This is a genomic window from Vagococcus entomophilus, assembly GCF_003987595.1.
Taxonomy (GTDB): domain Bacteria; phylum Bacillota; class Bacilli; order Lactobacillales; family Vagococcaceae; genus Vagococcus_E; species Vagococcus_E entomophilus.
Genome location: NZ_NGJZ01000001.1, coordinates 683,652 through 707,979, shown reverse-complemented (window position 1 = coordinate 707,979; position 24,328 = coordinate 683,652). Strand labels below are relative to the sequence as shown.

Sequence of the window (24,328 nt, the reverse complement as noted above, 5' to 3'; positions counted from 1 at the left end):
AGAGGTTTAATACGTGTCTTCTGTGACTTTTTGATCTGAAATGATTTTCACACCAGAACTCGTTCCAATTCGAGTAGCACCCGCAGCAATCATTTTTTTAACGTCAGACATATTTTTTACACCACCAGAAGCCTTGACTCCAACGTCTGATCCCACGTTTAGACGAATGAGTTTTACATCGGATGCAGTAGCGCCACCAGTCGAAAAACCAGTTGAAGTTTTTACAAAATCAGCACCTGCTTCTTTGGTCAAACGAGAAGCAATTTCTTTCTCAGTGTCGCTTAAAAGACAAGTTTCAATAATAACTTTTACAAGAGTTGGCTTAGAAACAGCAGCTACTACTGCTTTGATATCTTCTTTTACAGCATCTAACTCACCCGATTTTAATAACCCGATATTTAAAACCATATCAATCTCATCGGCTCCGTTTTTTTGCGCTTCAGCTGCTTCAAACGCTTTCGAAGCAGAAGTTGTAGCACCTAGAGGAAAGCCAATTACTGTGCAAACTTTGACATCTGTTCCATTAAGCTCTTTCCTTGCAAGTGTCACCCAAGTTGGGTTTACACAAACGGACATAAAATCATACTCTTTAGCCTCTTGAATCAGTTCCAAAATTTGTTCTCGTGTTGCATCTGGTTTAAGTAGCGTGTGATCGAAATATTTGTTTATTTTCATGTTTTTCTCCTTTTATTTAAATATGAGTGATCAAGAATAGCATATCACAATATGTAAGGCTTTCCAATGAAAAAAGCAAACGCAATTGGGATAGTTGCGTTTGCTTAAAAAGGGGTGGTTCTAATGAAAGAACCGGTTTATTTACTGGAGGAGTAAATAATGAAAAAGTTTAAGTTTGAGTTTTGTTATTGGGTATACATATACTATAGCGGAAACTTATGAAAAAAATGTGACAATTCCATGTTACATCATGAAGAAAAGACGAAAAAAATTGGCAACATTTTAAAAAAGAGTAAACAAAAAAAGTGTCCAGAAAAAGTTTAAAAAACTCGTAATGTTCACTTTTTTTATTAGGACTAGCAATTTAAAAATAAATTACTTAGTAGCTGTTTGCCCAAGATTTTGAGAGTTTACGTGAAAAATATGAAAGAGCAAAATTAATGAGGAAATACCCAAGAGCAACTAAGCCATAGAGTACAAAGACTTGGCTTGTTTGAGAGTAACGACCCATTAAAATATTGGCTTTTCCTAAAAACTCTTTCAGTGCTAAGACTGACCAAAGGAAACTAGTATCTTTGATTACCGTCACAAACTGTGAGATGATCGCAGGAAGCATACTCCGGAAAGCCTGGGGTAAAACAATATAACGCATCACTTGAGAGTTATTGAAGCCTTGAGATTCAGCAGCCTCAATCTGTCCTTTGTCTACACTGTTAATTCCCCCCCGAACAATTTCAGCTAGAGCAGCAGTCGTAAAGACAGTGAAACTAACGATTCCAGCTGGAGTTGATTTTAGGTGGAAGATTAGAAAAATAACGAATATCCACAACAAATTGGGAATATTTCGTACAATTTCAATATAAAGTGCTGCAATAAATTTTAAAGGACCACGCTTCATATTTCGACAAATTGCAAGTACTGTACCAAATAGGGTACTTAGAACGATTGCAATAGCAGAAATGTAAAGTGTTAAGCCTAAGCCACTCAATAAAAATCGCATATTATTAACTGTAAATAACTGGTGCATTTGTTCTGAAAAATTCACAATTGATTCCTCCTTTATCTAGAATAAGCACGTTTGTTTTTTTCTTCCATATTTCTCGCCCATTTTGCAAGAGGGAAGCACAAGATAAAATACAGTAATCCTGCAAGCGTAAACGCGGGTACATAGTTTAAGTTCATGGAGGACCAACTATTGGCAGTAAACATAATATCTGCACCTGAAATGATAGCAATTACTGAAGTATTTTTTATCAGATTGACAACTTGGTTAGTAAGTGGTGGTAGCATAATTCTCCAAGCTTGTGGCAAAACAATCAAAAACATAGTTTGCCAATAGTTGAAGCCTTGCGAATACGCTGCTTCTGATTGTCCCTTGGCGACTGACTGAACACCAGAACGAACGACTTCTGCTATGTATGCACCTTGATAAATCCCTACACAGATAATTCCAATTAAGTATACAGGCATAACAACATTAACTAATGGAAGACCATAATACACAAAAAAGACTTGTATAAGTAGTGGTGTATTTTGGAAAAACTCGACGTACACTCGAGAAACTCCGCGTAAAAACTTGCTTTGGGCAGCGGAGAGACTTCCGAAAATTATCCCTAAAATCCCTGATAAAATAAGCGCTCCAATTGAAATGCCTAAAGTGTATAAAAAAGCATGAAGGAAAAGTGGAAAACTTTCCTTCAAAGACGCCCAACGATGTAGTGCAAATGGTCCATCTTGCAACCATTGTATTGATCCAAATTGCATCAAAATAAATCCCTCCTAATTGGTCCAATCAACTGGTTCCAACTAATTATTCCGTTAAATTCCATTTTTTATAAATTTTATCCAAAGTGCCGTCACTCGCCCATTTTTTAATTAGCGTGTTGAGGTAAGTGTTAAGTTCTGCATTACTTTTTTTCGTGGCAATTCCGTACTCTTGAGGTGCAAATCCACCTTTAAGAATTTCTGTATTTTTATCTACATAACCAGTCAAAATTGATTTATCAACTGAAAAGGCATCAATTCGTTTTGAGGTTAAGGCAGTTTTTAGTTCTGGATAAGAACCGAGTTCTAAATATTTGAATGAAATTCCTTCTTTTTTAGCTTCTTCTTGAAGTGATTGCTTTGTTGTAGCAGATTGGGCAACACCAATTGTTTTACCATCAAGATCCTTGATACTAGAAATTTTATCTTTCTTACGAACAAGGAAGCCAACTTGATCCTTGTAATATGGCTCTGTAAAGTTATACGTTTTTTTTCTTTCATCCGTGATTGTGAAGGTTGCGATAACCATATTGATTTCACCATTATCAAGCAATGGACCACGCGTCTTGGCCGTTACACCCACATACTCAATATTTTTTTCACTACCAGTGATTTCTTTAGCAATCAATTTAGCAACATCAATTTCCATTCCTTCGTTTTTATTGGTGTCAGGATTTAAGTAACCAAAGTTTGGAACGTCCTCTTTGACACCCACCTTTAGCACACCAGCATCTTTAATTTTTTGAACTTGAGCAGGTAGATTAGATGCACCACCACTTGACTTACTACTTGAAGAAGACGATGAAGTACTTTTATCTGAGTTACTACAGCCTGCAATCAAACCTAAAGAAAATAAAATACTGACCCCTAAAACAACTTTTTTCCACTTTTTCATTTTTCTCATCCTTTCAAAAATTCTGTTAATTCAGAGTACTGATTCTTAATGATGAATAATTTTACTTAAGAAATCTTGTGCCCGTTTGTTTTGAGTATTTGTAAAGAAATGCTCGGGTGTTCCTGTCTCTACGATAGAGCCGTCATCCATGAAGATTATTTTGTCAGCAACCGTGCGTGCAAAACCCATTTCGTGCGTAACAACAACCATAGTCATATTATTGCTTGATAAATCAATCATTACTTCAAGCACCTCTTGGATCATTTCTGGATCGAGCGCAGAAGTTGGTTCATCAAACAAAATTACTTCGGGATGCATGTTGAGCACGCGAGAAATTGCAACACGTTGCTGTTGCCCACCAGATAATTGAGCAGGGTAAGCATTTGCCTTATCAGCAAGGCCAACACGTTCTAAGTATTCCATTCCTGTTTTTTCAGCTTCTTTTTTTGAAATTCCTTTGATTTTGATAGGAGCTAAAGTCAGGTTTTCTAAAATGGTTTTATGTGCGTATAAATTAAAATTCTGAAAGACCATTGCTACTTTTTGACGCACTTTTTGAATAGGTGCGTTTTTCTTTGTGATATCGATATCATCAATTAATATCAGGCCATCTGTAATTGTTTCTAATCCATTCATACAACGAATAAGGGTGCTTTTCCCTGACCCAGACGGTCCAATAATCACCACTTTTTCCCCATCTTCTATTGTAAGAGAAATGTCTTTTAATACGTGATGATCCCCATAAAATTTGTTGACATGTTTAAGTTGAAGCATAATGTCACATCCAATCTAATTAATCTAATAAATGTACTATGACGAAAAGTATAGCACACAATATGAGAATACGCTAGGAAATAAATGATAGCATTCTAATGATTCTGTAATGGTATAGCTTCGCCTAAAATATCAAGCAAGGAACTAAGGGGAATCAATTAATTCTTTAAAATAAAATAGTTGACGAGATTGCTCAAAATAGCTTATTTTAGAAGTGCAGAGAATATAAGGAGGAAGAGAATGAAAAAATTTTTCGTAGGAGTTGTATCTGTACTTTTTGTACTTAATTTGAGCGCATGCACTAGCATTTCTGATCAAAAGGAAACGCAAAATTCTGTTACAGAAACGAAAGAAAAAATAACAGTTCAATTAAAATTAAAAAACGATGGGAAAATAGTATCAACAAAAAAAATTGTTGTTGATACAGGAGAGACATTGTTAAATGCCTTGAAAGCAAACTATAGTGTCAAAGATGATGGAAAAGGATTTATTACTTCTATTGATGGTAAGAGTCAAGACACAACCCATCAGAAGTATTGGACGTATACGATAAACGGAGAAAGTGCAACAGTCGGTGCTAGTCAGTACAAGTTGAAAAAATCAGATAGTATTGTTTTTGACTTAAGTAAATATGAAGAGTAAAAATTTTTCCGCCAGAAGAATAGCTTTTTTAGCGCTCCTCACAGCGGCCTGTGTCGTTGGAAGATTACTTTTTCAAGTTCTGCCCAACGTTCAACCAATGACAGATAGTTTGTTGCTAATTACAATTTGTACAGGATTTGTAAACGGTTTGATAGTGTCTTTGTTAGCCGTAATTGTTTCGAGCATTTATCTAGGCTTTGGTTACTGGGTAGTGGTACAATGCCTATCTTATTTTGTGATACTTTGCCTCGTCGGTTTCTTGTGTAAATATACACGCTTAATTGAGTACTTTTGGCTACAAGTCGTGCTTAGCTTTGTTGTCGGAATGATGTATGGCTTTATCTTATCTGTTGTGCAGTTTCTCTTTTTTGGACTGACTGCATTTTGGCCTTATTATTTAGCAGGAATCTCATTTGATCTGTTTCATGCTATTGGCAATGTCTGCTTTTACTTTTTGCTTTACCAACCATTTTTGTTGATTGCAAAAAGATTTGCCCTCAAGTAAAGAAATATTGCCATTATATTGAAAAAAAGTCTATATCAATGGTATAATCGAGGGTGAGATGAGGGAGTACTGTAGAGGTACTCCTGTTTTTAATAGAAGGGAGTCTTTATGTTTTCAAAATATAAACCGACTTGGATGATTGAAGCCATTTATCAGATTACACCAGAGCAATTAGAAAAACAGGGAATTAAAGCGGTCTTAACAGATTTAGACAACACACTTATTGCTTGGAATAACCCGGATGGAACGAAAGAATTGTTAAGCTGGATTCAAACCATGAAAGAAGCAAGGATCCCTGTCATCGTTGTCTCAAATAACAAAGCAGAGCGAATTCACCGTGTTGTAGAACAACTTGGTTTGGACTATGTAGCGCGAGCTTTAAAACCAACGCAAAAAGGCTTTAAAGAAGTCGAAAAAAAATTTAGCTTGCCAAAAGAATCGTTGGTTATGGTTGGAGACCAAATAATGACGGACATTCGTGGGGCAAATGGTGCGGGTATTCGATCAATTCTTGTCAAACCAGTTGTTGAAACAGACGCTTGGAATACCAAGTTCAATCGACGCTTAGAAAAAATCGTCATGAAACAACTAAAAAAGAAAAATCCGGCTATGGATTGGAGCAAACAATTATGATTAATGAAGAATTACGCTGTATCGGGTGCGGCGCACCGATTCAAACAGAAAATCCAGAAGAACTGGGCTATACCCCAAACGCTGCCTTAAAAAAAGGGGAAGAAACTGGGGAAGTTTACTGTCAAAGATGCTTTCGACTAAGACATTATAATGACATTCAAGATGTGCAATTAACGGATGATGACTTTTTAAGACTGCTCAATCAAATTGGTGAAACAGATGCATTAATCGTAAATGTCATCGATATTTTTGACTTTAATGGTAGTGTGATTCCAGGATTGCACCGATTTATTGGAAATAATCCAGTTTTACTTGTTGGAAATAAAGTCGATATTTTACCGAAATCACTCAAAAAAAGTAAAATGACACAATGGCTACGTGAGCGCGCACATGAAGTCGGCTTAAGACCTAAAGATGTCTTGCTGACGAGTGCAAAAAAAGCAAGTGATATTCACATGCTTCTTGAAAAAATTGAGCAGTACCGCAAAGGAAAAGATGTTTATGTTGTGGGAGTCACAAACGTTGGAAAATCTACTCTGATCAACGCCATTATTAAACAAACAGCTGGGGTAAAAGATGTCATTACTACTTCCCAATTCCCAGGGACTACATTGGACAAGATTGAAATTCCACTTGAAGACGGTCACTGTTTAGTTGATACGCCAGGGATTATCCATCAGTATCAGATGGCTCATTATCTTGGTAAAAAAGATTTGCGTATCACAGCACCAACAAAAGAAATTAAGCCTAAGATTTATCAGTTAAACGCGGGGCAAACACTATTTCTAGGTGGGCTTGCTCGTTTTGATTTTGTTCAGGGAGAGCGTACTTCTTTTATCGCGTATGTGTCAAATGACATTGAGATTCACCGAACAAAACTCGAGCGTGCAACTGACTTTTACGAAAAGCATCGCGGGGGCTTACTGCAACCGCCTCGTCCAGACGAAATAGCAGATTTTCCAGAGCTTGTTCGCTTTGAATTTTCAATCAAGGAAAAGACCGATATTGTATTTGCCGGTTTAGGGTGGATTACCGTGACAACCCCTTGTGTGGTTGCCGGATGGGCACCAAAAGGCGTAGATGTTGTTCGAAGAAAAGCATTAATATAAGAAATGAGGAATTTTATGAACTTAAGAGGAAAACAAAAAAGATTTTTGAGAAGCAAGGCACACCACTTGCAACCAATTTTTCAAATTGGGAAAGGTGGAATCAATGAACAAATGCTTGTTCAAGTGAACGAAGCCTTAGAAAAACGTGAGCTTATCAAAATCTCTTTATTACAAAATACAGATGAACTAACAGATGAGGCCGCCTTGACGATTGCAAATGTCACCAAAGCCACTGTCGTACAAACCATTGGTCATGTCATTGTACTATTTAAACCTTCTTCAAAAGAAAAATATCAACATTTATCAAAAGAAGTACGTGATATTTAGTTTTTCTATAAGAAAGTGAGAGAAATGAAAATATGAGTCGACAAGCGACACCTGTCAACTATTTGACAGCTACAAAATCTTTGCCTCAAAAAGAGCGAAATAGAAAACAAGTTGGGATACTTGGTGGAAACTTTAATCCAGTCCACCAGACACACCTTGTTATTGCAGATCAGGTATTTCATCAGCTTGGGTTAGATGCTGTCTATTTGATGCCCAGCTATGAATCACCACATGTGGATCCAAAGAAAACAATTGATGCAACTCATCGTTTGAACATGTTAGAGCTTGCTACGCACAACAACCCCCATCTTTCTATCGAAAAAGAGGAAATCATGCGCGGGGGTAAAAGCTACACTTATGAAACCATGAAACGGTTGGTTGAAAAAAATCCTGATGTTGATTATTATTTTATTATTGGGGGCGATATGGTCGAATACTTACCTACTTGGTACAAAATTGACCAACTGATGCACCTTATTCAATTTGTTGGCATAAGACGTCCTCAATATCCTCAAACAAGTGATTATCCCATTATTTGGGTCGATGTGCCGCTTATGGATATTAGTTCGACCTTTATTCGAGAAAAAATCCAAGCTGGGTGCGCGGTTCGATACCTTTTGCCCGATAGTGTGGTACAATATATAGCTGAAAAGAGGTTATATTTGGATGAACAATAAAAATCAAGTAATCTATTCTGGAAGCTATACTTTCTACAATCGTGAAATGTTGATGGAAAAAATCCAAATGAGGATGAGCGAAAAACGGTTCTTGCATGTACTACGTGTCGAAGAAATGGCCGTAGGGCTTGCAGCAAAATATGATGTATCTGTCGAAAAAGCAAGTATCGCGGCACTCGCTCATGACTATGCAAAAGAACGTCCGGATGAAGAGATGGCAGAGATTATTCTAGCTGAAGATTTTGATAAAGCATTATTACCATATGGAAACCCAATTTGGCATGGTATCGTAGGTGCGTACCTAGTAGAAAAGGAATTAGGGATTCATGACTTGGAAATCCTTCAAGCCATTCGCTTGCATACCACAGGGGCAAAAAACATGACGCCTCTCGATAAGGTGATTTATGTAGCGGATTATGTTGAGACTGGCCGGCATTTTCCTGGTGTTGAAACAGCTCGCGCGCTGGCACTAACCGATTTAGATCAAGCCGTTGGCTATGAGGCGAAGCATACGTTGTTACATTTAATTGAAAGTAATGCCAAAGTCTTCCCTAAATCATTAGAAACGTACAATCAATGGGCAGCAAACAATTAAAAAGAAAAATTAGGAGGGATTATCATAGATAGTTATGAAATGTTAGAAGTTGCAGTTAAGGCAGCTGATTCAAAAAGAGCAGAAGATATCATCGGACTGGATGTCCAGAAAGTATCATTGCTAGCAGATTATTTTGTCATCTGTAGTGGTAATAGTGATCGTCAAGTATCTGCTATAGTGGAAGCAATCGTGGAAGAAGAAACAAAAAATGGCGCACAGATTAAAAGAGTGGAAGGCAAAGACTCGGGTAAATGGGTGCTAATTGATTTAGGAGATATCGTTGTCCATGTTTTCCATCATAGTGAACGTGAATTTTATAATCTAGAAAAGCTTTGGTCAGATGCACCACTAGTTAATCTATCCAGTTTGGTTGATGCATAATGAATTATGAAACCTTTGCTTTTGTATATGACGAAGTGATGGATGTCTCATTATATGCAAAGTGGCTGACTTTTGCAAAAAGGCATTTGCCTACAACTACTAAACGAATTTTAGAGTTGGCTTGCGGGACCGGTGCCTTAGCTCTTTCTTTTGCTAAAGAAGGCTATGATGTTACAGCGCTTGATCTATCAGAAGAGATGCTCTCTGTTGCAAGTACACGGGCGATGGACGCTTCGCCAAGAACAAATTTACAGTTTGTCCTTGGTGATATGATGGATTTGTCTGAGGATGGAACCTATGAAGCCATTACTTGCTTTTCAGACTCTATTTGTTATATGGAAAGTCCACAAGAGGTGCAACAAGTATTTGACACAGTGCACGAAGCCCTTGAAGCAGAAGGGACATTTATTTTTGACGTACATTCTCTTTATCAAGTTGATACCTTATTTCCAGAATACAGTTATCATTATCAAACAGATGAGTTTGCGTTTCTATGGGACAGTTATCCAGGGAACGAAGCGCATAGTATCGAACATTTTTTAACATTTTTTGTAAAAGAAGGTCAAGATGGCAACGAACGGTTTGTGCGCTATGACGAATTGCATCGAGAAAGAACCTATAGCATTGAAAATTATTTACGGATGCTAGAAAGCGCTGGTTTTGATCAAGTACAAGTCTGTGCAGATTTTGAAGATAGCGAACCTACTGAAGAAAGTAAGCGATGGTTTTTTGTTTGTAAAAAAGCCACTGAATTCGCATAAATTCAACTGGTTGAACTTAAGAGTACAGAATAAGAGTTCGAGTGTTTTATTGCTCAAACTCTTATTTTAGTGAAAGGAGTCTTGCTATGAAGGCATGTGGTTTGGTTGTGGAATATAATCCGTTTCACAATGGACATGCTTATCACATCGAACAGGCTAAAAAAGAGAGTCATGCCGAGGTCATGGTTGCTGTGATGAGCGGGAATTTTTTACAGCGAGGAGAGCCTGCTATTTATAACAAGTGGACTCGAACAAATGAAGCATTAAAGAATGGGATTGATTTAGTCATTGAGTTGCCTTTTGCGTTTGCTACTCAATCTGCGGACTATTTTGCACGTGGTAGTATTGCGCTACTCCAAGCGCTTCAGGTAGACAGTCTGTGTTTTGGCACAGACAGTAAAGAAACGGTTGATTATGAGCAATTTGCTCGATTCCATCAAGAAAACAAAGCTTTAATTGAAGCTCGTTTTCAGCAACTTAAAAATAATGGGATGAACTATCCCCAGCAAATGACGGCGGTTTACCGGGAATTATGCGAAGGAAGCTTTTTTGATTTTTCTTCTCCCAATCATATACTTGGAATGGCGTATGCCAAAGAAAATCAAACCTACAAAACACCGATGAAATTGCTCCCAATAAAAAGACAACTCGCAGATTTTCATGAAGCCACATTAAATAGCTCTTCACGAATCGCAAGTGCTAGCGCCATTCGCAATGAGCTATTTAAAAATTCAAATCACGCACAATTAAAAAAGGTTGTCCCCGCACAGACGTTTCTTGATATCTGTTTTGAACCAAAAAACTCATGGAATGCTTACTTTTCCTTGCTCAAATATAAACTGATTACCAGTTCACATGAAGAGTTAGCCACAATTTATCAAATGACAGAAGGAATCGAATACCGCTTGAAAGACAAAATCAAGGCTAGTTCTGACTTTGAATCTTTTGTCAATTCAGTCAAGTCAAAACGATTTACGCATACTCGAATTCAGCGCCTATGTACCTATATTTTGGGCAATGTTACTCAAGCAGAAATCAATGCTGTTTGGGCACAACCATTCATTCGGATTTTAGGGTTCAATCAAACAGGACGTAGCTTTTTAAAAGAGAGAAAAAATGACACACCTTATCCTTTTATTACGAATATTGCCAAAGCAAATGAGAAGAAAGCGGCCTTAGATATAAAAATGGGACAAATTTACCAACTATCTCAAAAAATGCCGTTAGAACAAGATTACTATAGAAAACCAATTTTTTTAGACACAGCGAATCAGTAAAGAGAAAGATGTCGCCTAAATAATAAAGCGAACATCTTTTCCTTCGTTGTCCCCATCCAGAAAAAGCTTTTCAAAAGCTAAAAAAATCTTTATAATAGACAAGTAAAGCAGTTTAAAGAGAAATAGAAAGTGGTGTACTATATGGGCCGTAAATGGGCAAATATTAAAGAAAAAAAAGCAGCAAAAGATGCAAATAACAGCCGAGTTTATGCAAAATTCGGAATTGAAATTTATGTAGCAGCAAAGCAAGGAGATCCAGATCCACACGCAAATCAAAAATTACGTTTTGTCATTGAACGTGCTAAAACATACAATGTACCTAAGCATATTATTGATCGTGCCATTGAAAAAGCGAAAGGTACCGGAGACGAAACCTACTCAGAATTACGTTATGAGGGTTTTGGACCAAACGGATCAATGGTTATTGTCGATGCTTTGACCAATAATGTCAATCGAACCGCAGCGGATGTACGTGCTGCATTTGGTAAAAACGGAGGGAACATGGGGGTAAGTGGTTCTGTCGCTTACATGTTTGATAACACAGCACTCTTTAGTTTTGATGGTAAGAACACAGATGCTGACTCTGTTTTAGAGTTCTTGATGGAAAAAGATGTTGATGTTCGTGATGTTACTGAGGAAGAAGGACAAATCGTCGTTTACGGGGAGCCTGAGGAATTCCATACTGTACAAGAAACCTTAAAGGAATTTGGGGTTACTGATTTTACTGTCGCTGAAATGGAAATGATTGCGCAAAACGAAGTCTCACTGTCTGGTGAAGATTTGGAAAAATTCGAGAAAATGATTGATGTTTTAGAAGATTTAGAGGATGTACAAAAAGTTCATCATAATGTAGAGTTAGACTAAAAATAGACGGATACGGGACTGTTGTAACGAAAAGAGTATGAAGCAAAAGTAGTTTTTATTTTTGCTTCATATTCTTTTCGTTTTTTAGCTCTGGCCATGTAGTTAAAACTTCTTTCACCACTTCTTGACTGCTTAATTCAGTATTATTAACCTTTAGATGATGAACAGTAGGGAATAGATTGGCTAGTTCACCGTCCAAAGAATTGAGTCGAAACTGATGGTGAGAGTCTAACAGCTCTTTTTTGGAAAAGGCTAAATCTCGTTTTGACGGTTTTGCCTGAAGTCGACTTTCACATTGATTCCGTTCTAGTCGGGTGTCTAAATCGGCAGCAAGTTCGAGGAAATAGACAGGCTGCCCTGCGTTTAGAAAAATTTCACTAATCTCTTTTAAAAATTGAATATCATCCGCTGCACTAAAATTGATTAAAATCGTAAAGATAAGTGTGTTCACTGCATTGTGTTCAGGTTCGGCAACAAATGCCTTAAATAGACTCTTTCTCGTTTGATCGGATAATTGAAAGGTCCTTTTATCATAGGTCAAAAAATTTGCAAATAAGTCAATCGTTTGATGGTTAAACAGTAATTTTCCATCCATATGCTGCTCTAATTCTTTTCCCACGGTCATTTTTCCCACCGCTTGAGGTCCAATAATTACAAATAATCCCAAAACTATCACTCCTTTTTAGATAGTATAGCATGTTTTGTGCTATTTAAAACCCGTCTCTGACACATATATATAGCCGAAATTACGTAACTTAGGATTTATAATTGTGTATTCAATTAAAATAGTGTATAGTAACCATGAATATTTTTAGTAAACCATTCCTGTAAAGAAAACACATTGGAGATGTCTAGATGAAAAAAGCAAAATACTTTGTTTTAGATTGCTTAAAAGAATTGGTGCTTAGTGATAAAAAACTTATAACTACTCAAAACATTGCGGATAAAGCAGATTTAAGCCGTGGAGTGACAAGCCTTTATCTCTCCCAACTACTCGAAGAACATTTAGTAATGAAAGAAGGGACCAAGCCGGTTTATTGGTCCGTTTCTGACCCGAAAGATGCTTTTTGTAAATTTATTGGCTACCAAGGAAGTCTCAATAAGATCATTGAAGCGTGTAAGACGTCGGTGATTTACCCACCACATGGCTTTCCGATTATGATTACGGGACCTTCTGGAGTGGGGAAAAGCTTCTTGGCTTCGCTTCTTTATGAATACGCTTTAGAAAAGCAGTGTATAGAAAAAGAGTCTTCTTTTATTACTTTAAATTGTGCAGATTACGCCAATAATCTAGAATTACTTTCCTCTGTTTTATTTGGCTATAAAAAAGGCGCTTTTACAGGTGCTTTAGAAGATACGGACGGACTAGTCGATCAAGCGGATGGAGGCTATTTATTTTTGGATGAAATTCATCGCTTGCCAAAAGAGAGCCAGGAAAAGCTGTTTACGCTTTTAGATACAGGACAGTTTTATCCACTTGGAGAAAAGGAAAAACCAAAAAAAGTCAAGATTCATTTTGTCTTTGCCACCACAGAAAGTTTAGATCATTATTTATTACAAACATTTAGAAGAAGAGTTCCTATGAATGTTGAATTGCCAGCATATGATAAAAGACCGTTAAGTGAGAGATATCAGCTGCTTTACCATAGTTATCTTATCGAAGCGAAGCGGATGAACCGAAAGATCAAGGTGGGGACTGATAGCGTGACCAATTTGCTCTTCGAAAAGTTTGAAGGCAACATCGGAACATTACAAAATCAAGTGAAAATTTCTTGTGCCAAAGCGTACAACCAACAAAAAGATGCAGAGACAATTGTCATTAGCAACAAACACTCGCTTGACTCTTACATAGAAATTGATCCTAGTAAAGCGTTTGATGCTCCTTTTATGTTGCCTACTGAAAGTTACGCTTCAAACTGTTTAACTTTTGCACGCTCTATAGAAGAAAATGAGCAAAGCATGGTGCATTTCTCCGATCAACAGTTTGAAATCCAAAAGATGATTCGGATGATGAAAGAAAACATAAGTCAGGTTTATCTTGACAGTGGGTACTTGAATCTAACTTTAAGCAAAATGAATCAGTATCTTACCAACATCATCCAACAAAAATATGGCGTGAAAATTGGTTGGGACGACAAATCTTTGCAGGACTTGGCTATTATTTATCAGTTTTTTTTAGAATTGCCAAATACATTTCAGACCTCTGCATTTCGACTAGGCAAACGTGTTCAACAAAAATATCCAAGATCCTATGACTTATTTTATCCTTTTGTCGCTTATATATTTAAAGAAACTCAAGTTACAAAAGAATTCATTTCCTGGCTAACGGGTATAACTGTTTACACATTACCATCCAATGATTGTAAAAAAATTGAAAGTATTGATTTTGTTTGTATATTGGTTTCGCATGGCGCTTCGATGGCTACTAGTATTCAAGAGGTCGTCAATAATTTATGTGGAAACTATCTATTCGAAGCATTCGATATGCCCATAGATACTTCAATGAAAGAGATTAGTACAGAAATAAATAGCTATTTACAAAGAATTGGTAAAAAAAATTCTGGTGTTATTTTGCTATTTGACATGGGCTCTCTTAGTGAAATGTATAAAGAAATCAAACCGTCTATTGAGTCAGATTTACTAGTCATTAACAATCTTACAACTGCGATTGCATTAGATGTTGGATTAGAGGTTCAACAAAATTATTCATTTAAAAAAATTGCTCAGAAGGCGGAAGGATACAGTCAATTAACAAAAGCTCAATACTATGAAGGTATTTCTCAAAATAAAAATATTATTGTTTCCTGTATGTCTGGCGTCGGCTTATCAGAAGAGATTAAACGGATTATGCAGAAAAGCTTGAAAAAAGAAACCGAGATTATTACTATGGACTACAAAGATTTAAAGTATCTGCTTGAAACACAAGAGGACGACTATTTCGATAAAACAAAATTTATTTTGACGACTACCGACTTACAACAAACAGGACAGACAACGGTCTTAAATATTTACGATATCATGGAAAAAAAAGGAGCAGAGGAACTTCAGCAGTTGTTGCTCGAGAATGGAGAGAATACTGCGTCAATCAAAGAAATGATGGAAGACATGTTGCAGTTTTTTACCATTGAAGGCATCAGTAATCGGCTACAATTTTTGAATCCACAAATCGTGATCAAAGAAGTCCAAACGATTATTGATAAATATGAACAGTATTATCAATGGGCGTTCGATGGAAAGATTAAATTAAATTTATATATGCACATTGCGCTCATGATCGAACGAATGCTCATCTCACCAAGGAAATTAGCACCTCTACCTAAGGCTGATCAGCCCCTTCATCCAGAAAAAGCTGAGTTCTTTTCTGTTTCGAAGAATATTTTTCACGGAATTGAACTTAAATACAACCTGATTATTGATGATTACGAATTATCACTGATGTACGAATTACTCAAAAGTCGAATTTAGGTGTAATCTGCTTAAAAAGTGCTTAATTATTTAAGCACTTTTTTTTATGCTCGCAAATACCTTACGTAGCAGACCTTTTAAAAGTTGGCACGCTTCTTGCTTATATATTAGTGTCAAATAAAAAGGAGGAAACATGAGATGAAAAAGTATGTTGTTGCTTCCCATGGTGAACTAGCTAAGGGTATGCAAAGTACATTAGAGCTATTTTTAGGAACCGAACCTGATATTCATTATTTTTCTGCCTATACCCAAGAGGAGCCTGATATTGAGCAGGAAATAGAAAAATTTTTCTCAGAACTAAATGAAGAAGATCAGGTTGTTATCTTTACTGATTTGTACGGCGGAAGTGTCAATCAAAAATTAACACTTGCTTCTCAAAATCATAAAAATATTTTTATCATTTCTGGATTTAATATTCCACTCATTCTCGAAGTGATTTTGGGCACTGATTTGATTACGGATGAATGGCTTGAGCAAATGATTGAAAAAGGAAAAAACGGAATGCAAAGAGTACAACTAAAACAAGCCGAAGAGAACGAAACTAGTTTCTTCGAATAAGAGAGAGGACGAAAGAAAATGATTAAAGCACTAAGAGTAGACGAAAGATTGATTCACGGACAAATTGCGATGGTATGGTCAAAAGAATTGGGGATTGATGGCATTGTAGTAGCAAATGATGAAACTGCCGCAAATGAAACTCAACAAATGGCTTTGAAGATGGCTGTTCCAAGTGGAATTAAGGTGATTATTAAGACAGTTGCAGGGGCGATTGAGCTCGTTCAGGACCCTCGAGCAGAAAAAATGAAACTGTTAATCTTGGTAAGAACTGTACATGACGCTGTCTCAATTGCTAAAAGTGTATCCAATATTTTATATATGAACATTGGAAATGTTGGGAAAGCTGTTCAAGCTAACAAGACAACCTTTACTCAATTTGTAATGTTAACCGACGAGGAAATCGCTAGCCTTAAAGAATTAGTACAACTTTATCCAGAAACTGCCTTACAAAATGTTCCTGGAGACAAGCGTGAATTAGCTAGTAGTAGCCTTAAAAAAATGAATTTGTAATGAAATGACAGGTTAGGAGGAAAAAAGTATGCTATATCAAGCGTTAATTGTTGCTCTTATCGTATTTATCACAGTAGGAGGGCAAGAGCTACTCGGGTTTACAATGCTCGGCAGACCAATTGTGATTGGTCCATTAGTTGGTCTTGCGTTAGGTGACATTCAAACTGGCTTATTGATTGGGGCTTCTCTTGAAACAATCTTTATGGGCGTCGTTAATATTGGTGGGGCGAGTTCAGCAGAGCCAGGTCTAGCAACAGCTCTTGCAGTTGCCTTTGCCATCCATTTACACGGGGGATTAGGGATTGCTTTACCGATTGCCATCCCACTTGGAATTATTGGACTACAAATCAAAACGTTGTTATACGTTGGTGTTGTAGGACCATTTGCAAGCAAATTTGATTCTTTAGCTAGCCAAGGAGATCAAAAAGGCATCACTCGACTTCACTTTGGACTTTGGACACTACAATGGTTCATCTATGCGTTGATTCCATTCTTTGCGATTTTGGTTGGTTCCTCTGCTACACAAAAACTTTTAGAAATGATTCCAACAGTCATCACAAATGGACTAACTGTTGCAGGAAATCTATTGCCCGCAGTCGGCATGGCAATGTTAATGAAAATATTATGGGAAAATAACATTTCTGTCTTTTATTTCTTAGGATTTTTAATTGTTGCGTATTTCAAAGTACCCTTGATTGCAATCGCGGTTCTAGCAATCATTATTGCAGTTCTAACCGCTCAACGTGATTATCAGCTAAAAAAAATGAACCAAGATATTATGCAACGTCCTGCTCTAACAGATAATTCAGGCAGTCAAGAAGAATTAGAAGAAGACGATTTCTTTAGTTAGGAGATAAAAACAATGGCAAATAAACAAAATGATTTAAGCAAACAAGAAAAGAAATTACTAAAACAAATGTATTGGCGCTCCTTTACCCTCTTCTCGGCAGTAACGCCTGCAAAACAAGGGGCATCAGGTTTTGAATATACAATGCTACCTTTTATCAACGCTTTTTACAAAGAGGATGAAGCAAGAAAAGAAGCGATGGTCCGTCAAATGTCGTATTTCAATTCCAATGTTGCACTAGCTCCATTTGTAATGGGTATCACTGCATCAATGGAAAAAGAAAACAGTCTAAAACCTGGCTTTAATGCCGATTCAATCAACGCCATCAAAACAAGTCTGATGGGACCATTAGCAGGAATTGGGGACTCAGTTTTTTGGGGAGTGTTAAGAGTGATAGCAGCAGGAATTGCTGTTAGTTTAGCGAAGTCAGGAAATATTTTTGCTCCACTTGTTTTCTTACTCCTTTTCAATGTACCCATTCAAATGATTCGTTGGTACGGTGGTCGTTTAGGCTACACCTTGGGCTCTTCTTATATATCAAAATTATACGAAAATGGGTTAATTAACATTTTGACAAAAGCTGCAAGTATTGTGGGGTTAACCATGGTTGGTGCAATGACTGCACAAATGGTAATTTTTAAAGTAAAGTGGAACATGGTAGTCGCAGGGAAAACGATTCTCAAGACTCAGAATATGCTTGACCAAATTTTTATTGGCTTAGTTCCACTACTTATTACATTGTTTTGTTTTTACTTGCTCAAAAAGAAAAATGTTTCAATTAACTATTTAATTTTTGGCATTATCCTCATTGGGATTGTTCTTTCAATGTTAGGAATTGCCTAAATATCAAGCTGAAAGGAGAAGAATCATGACAGAAAAATGGTGGAAAAATGCAGTAATCTATCAAATTTATCCCAAAAGTTTTGCAGATAGCAATCAAGATGGCATTGGGGATTTAGAAGGGATCATTGAGAAACTACCTTATTTAAAAAAACTCGGGGTTGACGCACTATGGATTAGTCCAGTTTATCTCTCCCCACAAGTTGATAACGGATATGACATTACGGATTATCGCAAAATTGATCCTATTTTTGGGGATAATGAAACGATGTATCGGCTAATAGCAAAAGCTCATTCAGTTGGAATCAAAATCATTATGGACTTTGTTGCAAATCATACTTCTGACCAAGCATTATGGTTTAAAGAAAGTCGCAAATCAAAAGAGAACTTTTTTAGCGATTTTTATATCTGGAAAGACGCGTTACCAGACGGAAGTGCTCCTAACAACTGGGGCTCCAACTTCGGTGGCTCTGCGTGGACGTGGGATGACATGCGACAACAATATTATTTGCATTATTATGCCAAAGAACAACCTGACTTAAATTGGGAAAACCCAAGAGTTCGCCAATATATTTATGACATGATGCGTTTTTGGAAAGCGAAAGGAGTAGATGGCTGGCGGATGGATGTTATCACCTCTATTTCAAAAGATTTAGACTTTCCAAATAATCCCCAAAGTTACAGCACTTCAAACCAACAAAATGGGCCAAGAATGCACGAATTTATCCACGAAATGCACAAAGAAGTTTTGGCTCCTTTTGGTATGATGAGTGTAGGTGAGTCGCCTGCATCGACTTCTAAGGATGCTCCGCTACTAGTCGATCCACAGCGCGAAGAGCTAGATATGATTTTTACTTTTGAGCACATGCATGTTGACCGTAAAAAAAATGATATCAATGGGCGTTGGGCCTTACAAAAAATGGACTTAGTGGAGTTGAAACGAATTCTTTCAAATTGGCAAGTTGACTTAGAAGGAAAAGGTTGGAATGCACTGTACTTTGAAAATCATGACCGGGCACGTGTGATTTCAAGATTTGGTAACGACACTAATTATCGCTACTCTTGTGCAACAGCTTTTGCTACGATTCTTCACGGGATGAAAGGTACTCCTTTTATCTACCAAGGAGAAGAAATCGGCATGACCAACCCAAAATTTGAGCTATCTGACTATGTTGATATTGAGTTAAAAGGAAACTACGAAGAAGTGGTTAAGAAAAATAAAACACTATCAGAAGAAGAATTCTTAAAAGCCGTTCATAAAGTCAGCCGTGATAATGCTCGGACTCCAATGCAGTGGTCGTCTGGGCCCCATGCTGGATTTTCGACAGTCAAACCATGGTTTAAGGTTAATCCTAATTACAAAAAAATAAATGTTGAGACAGACTTATCTAGCAATCAGTCTATTTTTAACTATTATCAAAAACTAATTCAACTTAGACACAATGAACAATTATTGTTGGATGGAAACTATACATTACTTCTTGAAAAGGATCCTAATTTATTTCTCTATAAAAGAGAGAGCCAACAATCAGCTTGGTATGTCCTGGCCAATTTAAGTGATACACCGCAAGAGATGCCTGAAATCATTCAAAAAGAAAAAGCTGAGAGTCAATTTGTCATAAAAAACAACCCAAATCGGACCAATTTAAAAGATGCGTTAGCACCTTATGAAGCCTTCATCGTATCTATCTAGCTTTATGCAAATCAGCATGAGAGAAAACTTTTATCATTTAGTTTTCTCTTTTTTAATTGGATAAGGTATATTATTTCTATTTTTTTGCTTTTCATGTCATAATAAGAGTATAGGAAAAAGGGAGGAATGCAAAATGACAAACAAAGATGAATTAAAGGGAAAAGTAAAAGAAGGATTCGGAAAAGTTTCCGGAGATGATTCTAAAGAATTAGAAGGCAAAGCTCAAGGCTTATTTGGAAAAGCAAAAGATAAAGTAAGCGAAGTAGCAGACGACGTTGCTAAAAAAGTGAACGAAACAGTTGACGATATTAAAAATAAAAAAGAAGACAAATAGATTCTAATTACAAGGGGAGTTGTGTATGTTACATTTAATTTGGGTTTTAATCATAGGTGCAGTGATCGGAATTATCGCTGGAGCTATCACGAAACAAGACTTACCGGCTGGTTGGATTGGCAATATTGTTGGTGGGTTAGTTGGTTCATGGTTAGGTGAAAAATTACTTGGTTCGTGGGGACCACATATTGCTGGTATGGCTCTTATTCCATCTATTATCGGCGCGGTTATTTTAGTTATCCTTGTTTCTTGGTTCTTTAAATCGAGAGCAAAATAATTACATAAATGTATTAAAAAAACAGGAAGCTTTTATGCTCCCTGTTTTTTTAATACATTTATGTTGACTTTTTTTGATTACGGTTGTAATCTTTATATATGGATTACAGTTGTAAACGAAGAGGTGAACCTATGAAAAATGAAAGAATTTCCATCAGCGATGCGGAATGGAAAGTGATGCGGACGCTTTGGACAAATCCGAACATCACTAGTCAACAACTAATCAACTTGCTAAGCTTATCAACCAATTGGAAAGCAGCAACCATTAAGACTCTATTAGGTCGTTTAGTCAAAAAAAACTTTGTCGTGGCAACCAAATCTGGAAGTAAATATACTTATATGACAACTATTAAAGAATCGGAGACGATTAGGGAAGTAGGGGAAGAATTTTTAGCTCATATTTGTCGCAAGCAAGTAGGCAAAACAATTGTTGATTGGATTCAACGCTCTGAACTCTCCTTTAACGATATTGAGGAGATTCAACAGGCTTTAACAGAAAAAAAGGCTGATGCGGTTGAGGAAGTGATGTGTCACTGTGAACCAGGGCAATGTCACTGCTGCAAATGGTCTTAAAGTCAAAGAAAGGATTTTGAAAAATGAAAAAGAAAATAAATGTAACCATTCCCAGTATCAGTTGTAAACACTGCGTACAGACGATTGAGCAGGAGTTAAAACAGTTAGAAACAGTCAAAATTCGTATCAATCTTAAGAAAAAAACGGCTAAAATTGAATTCGATGATTCCAAATTGTCAACGACTGATATTTTAGCAGCTATCGAACATAGTGGTTATACTGCAAAGGAGGTTTAAACTATGAAAACAAATGAACAGTTTGTTTTAACAGGAATGTCTTGTACAAACTGTGCGGCGCGTATTGAAAAAGAACTGAACCAACAAGCAGGCGTTGAAAATGCAACCGTCAACTTTGCTACTGAAAAAGCAAGTGTTGTTTTTGATCAGACGATAATCAATGAAAAAGAACTGGTTAATGCTGTAAAACGCATAGGCTACGGAGCCGTAATAGACTCTAAAGAGTATCAAGCGACGATTCAAAAAAAACAGGAGCATGACGCAAGGAAAATGACCATTGCACTAATATTAAGCACTGTACTAACCTTTCCGATGGTCCTTAGTATGTTTGCTATGTTGTTAGGTTTTCATTTCGCTTGGGTGATGTTTTTACACCAACCATGGGTCCAATTGCTCCTAGCAACGCCTGTGCAGTTCATCATCGGCTTTAGATTTTATAAAAATGCATTTCATGCATTAAAAAATAAAGCGCCTAATATGGACGTTTTAGTTGCAATCGGAACTTCTGCTGCTTATTTTTTAAGTATATATAATGGATTTTTTTCCAATAATACTTCCGTTCTTTATTTTGAAAGTAGCGCAGTGATCATTACCTTAATTTTACTGGGAAAGTGGTTAGAGCATAAGGCAAAAAGAAAAACAAGTGACGCAATCCGGCAATTGATGGCCTTAAAAGTCAATACTGCTGTACTAGTAAAGAACGGAAAAGAAACGGAAACGCCCATTTCTAATCTAAAAATCGGAGATGTTATCCGGATAAAGCCAGGGGGACAAATTCCTGTAGATGGAATTTTACTTAGAGGCCAAGGAACAATTAATGAGAGTATGCTAACCGGAGAAAGCATGCCTGTTGATAAGAAAGAACAAGAAGCGTTGTATTGCGGGACGCTCAACACTACCGGTAGCTTCCTAATGAAGGTTACTCAGCTCGGAGAAGAGACCGTACTCTCCAAAATTATCCATACTGTCGAAGAAGCTCAAACTAGAAAAGCACCCATCCAGGATATTGCAGATAAGATCTCTCGATATTTCGTTCCTGTAGTTCTATTCATTGCTGGAATCGTATTTATCTTGACAAGTATCTACACCCGTAATTACGAACTTGCAGCGATACATAGCGTTTCAGTCCTTGTTATTGCTTGTCCCTGTGCACTTGGACTAGCAACTCCCACTGCGATTATGGTAGGAACCGGATTAGGGGCTAAAAGAGGAATCTTAATTCGCGGAGGAGACAAGTTACAAGAGCTTGCTTCCATTTCTAGTGTGGTGCTAGACAAAACTGGGACGATTACAGAAGGCAACCCCAAAGTGACAGATTTTTCTGCGGAAGTAGCTATTCCAGAAAAAAATATTCTTCGAATTATAGGAGCTCTTGAAAAGCAATCCGAACATCCGCTTGCTAATGCAATCACAAAGTATACTGATTCTAAGGTAATGGACTATCCTGCTGTGAATAATTTTCAGGCAGAGATTGGCTTTGGTGTCCATGGAATAATTGAACAGCATGACTATTATGTTGGTTCCGTTCAATATGCACGCCAGAAAATAGCGCTTGACTTGAAAAAAATCGAGGAAATTAACCATTTGGAAGCTAGTGGAAAAACGGTGATGCTTTTATTTGACAACGATTATGTGTTAGCACAAATTTCTGTTGCCGATACAATCAAAAGCACCTCCAAATCAGCCATTAATAAGCTCCAAAAAATGGGGATTGACGTATATATGTTAAGCGGGGATACTCAGACTGTCGCTCGTACTATAGGTGAGAAAGTAGGATTAGATAGCCAGCATGTTTTTGCAGGCGTACGCCCCAATGAAAAAGCCGATTTTATCCGTAGCCACCAGACACCAAAAAAGGCGATGGCGATGGTAGGAGATGGAATCAATGATGCACCTGCTTTAGCAACAGCTGCGATTGGAGTAGCAATGGGAAACGGAGCAGATGTTGCTATTGAAACTGCTGATGTGACAATAATGAATGGCGATTTGGAGCAACTCCTAGTGGTGATTCAATTAGCTCAACACACAATGAGAAAAATTAAGCAAAACTTATTTTGGGCATTTTTTTACAATCTTATTGGTATTCCTTTTGCAGCATTGGGATTTTTGAGTCCGATTATTGCAGGGGCAGCTATGGCATTTAGCTCAGTTAGCGTATTACTCAACTCTTTAAGTTTGAATAGAATGAAAGTAAAATAATTTGTGTGAAAACCTGCAGACAAAAATAGAGTGGACTACCACTCTATTTTTGTCTTGACTGTGTGGTAACCCGACACTATACAATTGCTTTAGGAGGTCAAATAATGAAATTATTAAGCACTGGAGAGCTAGCCACATTGTTTTCCCTGTCTAAATATACGATTCGACATTATATTGAAATTGAGTTACTCATTCCTCATCAAAAAAATAAAAATGGCTATTATTGTTTTGATGAAGAAAATATTTACACACTCTATCAGATTATCGTCTTTAGAAATATTGGGTATTCTCTCAACGAAATCAAACGTATTTTAACACATGATACACTCGTGGACGCACTAGAAACAGCTAAAACCAATTTACAACAAAAAATTGACGAATTATTTGCAATAAAATCAACAGTCAATAACATTTTGGAAGCTCAAAAAAGCTATAAATTAAACGAGGTTGTTTATTTTGAGCGGACGACACGCTATTTTAAAACTTTGCCAAGTATCGCCCTTGAAAATGGTCAAGTAAATCTACTGAAAGCAGCAAAAGCAAAGATAACACCGCTAGATGAAGTATTTTATGTCACATCAAAAACACTGCCACATATCCCGTGCTTAGAATGTGAAGAAGAAGAGAGTGCGTTTGATTTTCCAAAAGGAACCTATGCTTGTAAAAGCTTTCTGGTCAAAGATGAAGCATGTATTTCGGAAAATGTTGCGCTCTTTTTATCTGATATGCTGCTTACAGTCAACGGTCTAAGTCAAAATGAACTACTTCTTTACGAAAATATTCCTTGCTCATTAGCCTATAATAATGAGACAGTTTTTTCCATGGAAATTAAATTGTGAACGGTCCTGTCACAGAAGTAAAGCAATTTGGCGCACTTGGTTTATTTGAAAATGACGAAAAAAAATAGAGAAGAGGCTT

29 protein-coding genes are annotated in these 24,328 nt (G+C 37.0%); 23 read left to right on the top strand and 6 right to left on the bottom strand.

Annotated features, from left to right (window positions below; translation table 11 throughout):
• Positions 1–6 precede the first annotated feature (6 nt).
• From deoC to CBF30_RS03230, 5 genes are all read right to left on the bottom strand, one after another.
• Positions 7–675: a deoxyribose-phosphate aldolase gene (gene deoC / locus CBF30_RS03250; RefSeq protein ID WP_126822714.1), complete on the bottom strand. Its 669-nt coding sequence runs from the start codon at positions 673–675 to the stop codon at positions 7–9.
• 379 nt (positions 676–1,054) lie between these two features.
• Positions 1,055–1,702, bottom strand: a complete 648-nt coding sequence (locus tag CBF30_RS03245; protein WP_170168957.1) for an amino acid ABC transporter permease — start codon at positions 1,700–1,702, stop codon at positions 1,055–1,057.
• A gap of 32 nt (positions 1,703–1,734) precedes the next feature.
• Positions 1,735–2,442 (bottom strand): amino acid ABC transporter permease, encoded by a 708-nt coding sequence (locus CBF30_RS03240; RefSeq protein ID WP_390221104.1) that lies wholly within the window; start codon positions 2,440–2,442, stop codon positions 1,735–1,737.
• Between the two features lie 43 nt (positions 2,443–2,485).
• A complete protein-coding gene (locus CBF30_RS03235) occupies positions 2,486–3,334 on the bottom strand; it encodes a transporter substrate-binding domain-containing protein (protein ID WP_126822708.1) in 849 nt (282 codons plus the stop codon).
• Between the two features lie 45 nt (positions 3,335–3,379).
• Complete coding sequence (locus CBF30_RS03230) at positions 3,380–4,108, bottom strand: amino acid ABC transporter ATP-binding protein (protein ID WP_126822706.1); 729 nt, start codon at positions 4,106–4,108, stop codon at positions 3,380–3,382.
• A gap of 240 nt (positions 4,109–4,348) precedes the next feature.
• Between CBF30_RS03230 and CBF30_RS03225 the strand changes: the two genes are divergently transcribed.
• The 11 genes from CBF30_RS03225 (at position 4,349) to CBF30_RS03175 (ending at position 11,879) form a co-directional block, all read left to right on the top strand.
• Positions 4,349–4,750, top strand: coding sequence for a DUF4430 domain-containing protein (locus CBF30_RS03225; protein ID WP_126822704.1), 402 nt, complete (start codon positions 4,349–4,351; stop codon positions 4,748–4,750).
• Positions 4,740–5,255, top strand: coding sequence for an ECF transporter S component (locus CBF30_RS03220; RefSeq protein ID WP_126822702.1), 516 nt, complete (start codon positions 4,740–4,742; stop codon positions 5,253–5,255). The genes CBF30_RS03225 and CBF30_RS03220 overlap by 11 nt, the downstream gene beginning before the upstream one ends.
• Before the next feature lie 108 nt (positions 5,256–5,363).
• Positions 5,364–5,888 (top strand): YqeG family HAD IIIA-type phosphatase, encoded by a 525-nt coding sequence (locus CBF30_RS03215; RefSeq protein WP_126822701.1) that lies wholly within the window; start codon positions 5,364–5,366, stop codon positions 5,886–5,888.
• The gene (gene yqeH / locus CBF30_RS03210; RefSeq protein WP_126823757.1) at positions 5,888–6,997 is read left to right on the top strand and encodes a ribosome biogenesis GTPase YqeH; all 1,110 of its coding nucleotides are present in this window, start codon (positions 5,888–5,890) and stop codon (positions 6,995–6,997) included. The genes CBF30_RS03215 and yqeH overlap by 1 nt, the downstream gene beginning before the upstream one ends.
• 15 nt (positions 6,998–7,012) lie before the next feature.
• Positions 7,013–7,324 (top strand): ribosome assembly RNA-binding protein YhbY, encoded by a 312-nt coding sequence (gene yhbY, locus CBF30_RS03205; RefSeq protein ID WP_126822699.1) that lies wholly within the window; start codon positions 7,013–7,015, stop codon positions 7,322–7,324.
• A 32-nt stretch (positions 7,325–7,356) separates the two neighbouring features.
• The gene (locus tag CBF30_RS03200; protein WP_126822697.1) at positions 7,357–8,001 is read left to right on the top strand and encodes a nicotinate-nucleotide adenylyltransferase; all 645 of its coding nucleotides are present in this window, start codon (positions 7,357–7,359) and stop codon (positions 7,999–8,001) included.
• A complete protein-coding gene (gene yqeK / locus CBF30_RS03195) occupies positions 7,991–8,596 on the top strand; it encodes a bis(5'-nucleosyl)-tetraphosphatase (symmetrical) YqeK (protein WP_126822695.1) in 606 nt (201 codons plus the stop codon). The genes CBF30_RS03200 and yqeK overlap by 11 nt, the downstream gene beginning before the upstream one ends.
• Positions 8,597–8,635: 39 nt before the next feature.
• On the top strand, positions 8,636–8,977 hold the full coding sequence (rsfS, locus tag CBF30_RS03190; protein ID WP_126822693.1) for a ribosome silencing factor: 342 nt from the start codon (positions 8,636–8,638) through the stop codon (positions 8,975–8,977).
• Complete coding sequence (locus tag CBF30_RS03185) at positions 8,977–9,738, top strand: class I SAM-dependent DNA methyltransferase (protein ID WP_126822691.1); 762 nt, start codon at positions 8,977–8,979, stop codon at positions 9,736–9,738. The genes rsfS and CBF30_RS03185 overlap by 1 nt, the downstream gene beginning before the upstream one ends.
• Positions 9,739–9,824: 86 nt before the next feature.
• Positions 9,825–11,015 (top strand): nucleotidyltransferase, encoded by a 1,191-nt coding sequence (locus tag CBF30_RS03180; protein WP_126822689.1) that lies wholly within the window; start codon positions 9,825–9,827, stop codon positions 11,013–11,015.
• A gap of 141 nt (positions 11,016–11,156) precedes the next feature.
• Positions 11,157–11,879 (top strand): YebC/PmpR family DNA-binding transcriptional regulator, encoded by a 723-nt coding sequence (locus CBF30_RS03175; protein ID WP_126822687.1) that lies wholly within the window; start codon positions 11,157–11,159, stop codon positions 11,877–11,879.
• Positions 11,880–11,934: 55 nt separating this feature from the next.
• On the opposite strand, the gene CBF30_RS03170 is transcribed toward CBF30_RS03175, so the two are convergent.
• Complete coding sequence (locus tag CBF30_RS03170) at positions 11,935–12,546, bottom strand: hypothetical protein (RefSeq protein WP_126822685.1); 612 nt, start codon at positions 12,544–12,546, stop codon at positions 11,935–11,937.
• A 188-nt stretch (positions 12,547–12,734) separates the two neighbouring features.
• On the opposite strand from CBF30_RS03170, the gene CBF30_RS03165 reads away from it, so the two are divergent.
• The 12 genes from CBF30_RS03165 (at position 12,735) to CBF30_RS03115 (ending at position 24,249) form a co-directional block, all read left to right on the top strand.
• Entirely contained in the window at positions 12,735–15,344 is a 2,610-nt protein-coding gene (locus CBF30_RS03165) for a sigma 54-interacting transcriptional regulator (RefSeq protein WP_126822683.1), read from the top strand.
• 138 nt (positions 15,345–15,482) lie between these two features.
• Positions 15,483–15,902: a PTS sugar transporter subunit IIA gene (locus tag CBF30_RS11895; protein WP_245974993.1), complete on the top strand. Its 420-nt coding sequence runs from the start codon at positions 15,483–15,485 to the stop codon at positions 15,900–15,902.
• 18 nt (positions 15,903–15,920) lie between these two features.
• A complete protein-coding gene (locus CBF30_RS11890; protein WP_245974992.1) occupies positions 15,921–16,412 on the top strand; it encodes a PTS sugar transporter subunit IIB in 492 nt (163 codons plus the stop codon).
• Positions 16,413–16,440: 28 nt separating this feature from the next.
• A complete protein-coding gene (locus tag CBF30_RS03155; protein ID WP_126822681.1) occupies positions 16,441–17,262 on the top strand; it encodes a PTS mannose/fructose/sorbose/N-acetylgalactosamine transporter subunit IIC in 822 nt (273 codons plus the stop codon).
• A 12-nt stretch (positions 17,263–17,274) separates the two neighbouring features.
• Entirely contained in the window at positions 17,275–18,102 is an 828-nt protein-coding gene (locus CBF30_RS03150) for a PTS system mannose/fructose/sorbose family transporter subunit IID (protein ID WP_126822679.1), read from the top strand.
• Between the two features lie 25 nt (positions 18,103–18,127).
• Positions 18,128–19,792: a glycoside hydrolase family 13 protein gene (locus CBF30_RS03145; RefSeq protein WP_126822677.1), complete on the top strand. Its 1,665-nt coding sequence runs from the start codon at positions 18,128–18,130 to the stop codon at positions 19,790–19,792.
• Between the two features lie 133 nt (positions 19,793–19,925).
• The gene (locus CBF30_RS03140; RefSeq protein WP_126822675.1) at positions 19,926–20,126 is read left to right on the top strand and encodes a CsbD family protein; all 201 of its coding nucleotides are present in this window, start codon (positions 19,926–19,928) and stop codon (positions 20,124–20,126) included.
• 25 nt (positions 20,127–20,151) lie between these two features.
• Positions 20,152–20,403, top strand: a complete 252-nt coding sequence (locus tag CBF30_RS03135) for a GlsB/YeaQ/YmgE family stress response membrane protein (RefSeq protein WP_126822673.1) — start codon at positions 20,152–20,154, stop codon at positions 20,401–20,403.
• 131 nt (positions 20,404–20,534) lie between these two features.
• Positions 20,535–20,975: a CopY/TcrY family copper transport repressor gene (locus CBF30_RS03130; protein WP_170168918.1), complete on the top strand. Its 441-nt coding sequence runs from the start codon at positions 20,535–20,537 to the stop codon at positions 20,973–20,975.
• Between the two features lie 23 nt (positions 20,976–20,998).
• Complete coding sequence (locus CBF30_RS03125) at positions 20,999–21,211, top strand: heavy-metal-associated domain-containing protein (protein ID WP_126822669.1); 213 nt, start codon at positions 20,999–21,001, stop codon at positions 21,209–21,211.
• 3 nt (positions 21,212–21,214) lie between these two features.
• A complete protein-coding gene (locus CBF30_RS03120; RefSeq protein ID WP_126822668.1) occupies positions 21,215–23,410 on the top strand; it encodes a heavy metal translocating P-type ATPase in 2,196 nt (731 codons plus the stop codon).
• A gap of 104 nt (positions 23,411–23,514) precedes the next feature.
• Positions 23,515–24,249, top strand: coding sequence for a MerR family transcriptional regulator (locus tag CBF30_RS03115; protein WP_126822666.1), 735 nt, complete (start codon positions 23,515–23,517; stop codon positions 24,247–24,249).
• The last annotated feature ends 79 nt before the right edge of the window (positions 24,250–24,328 follow it).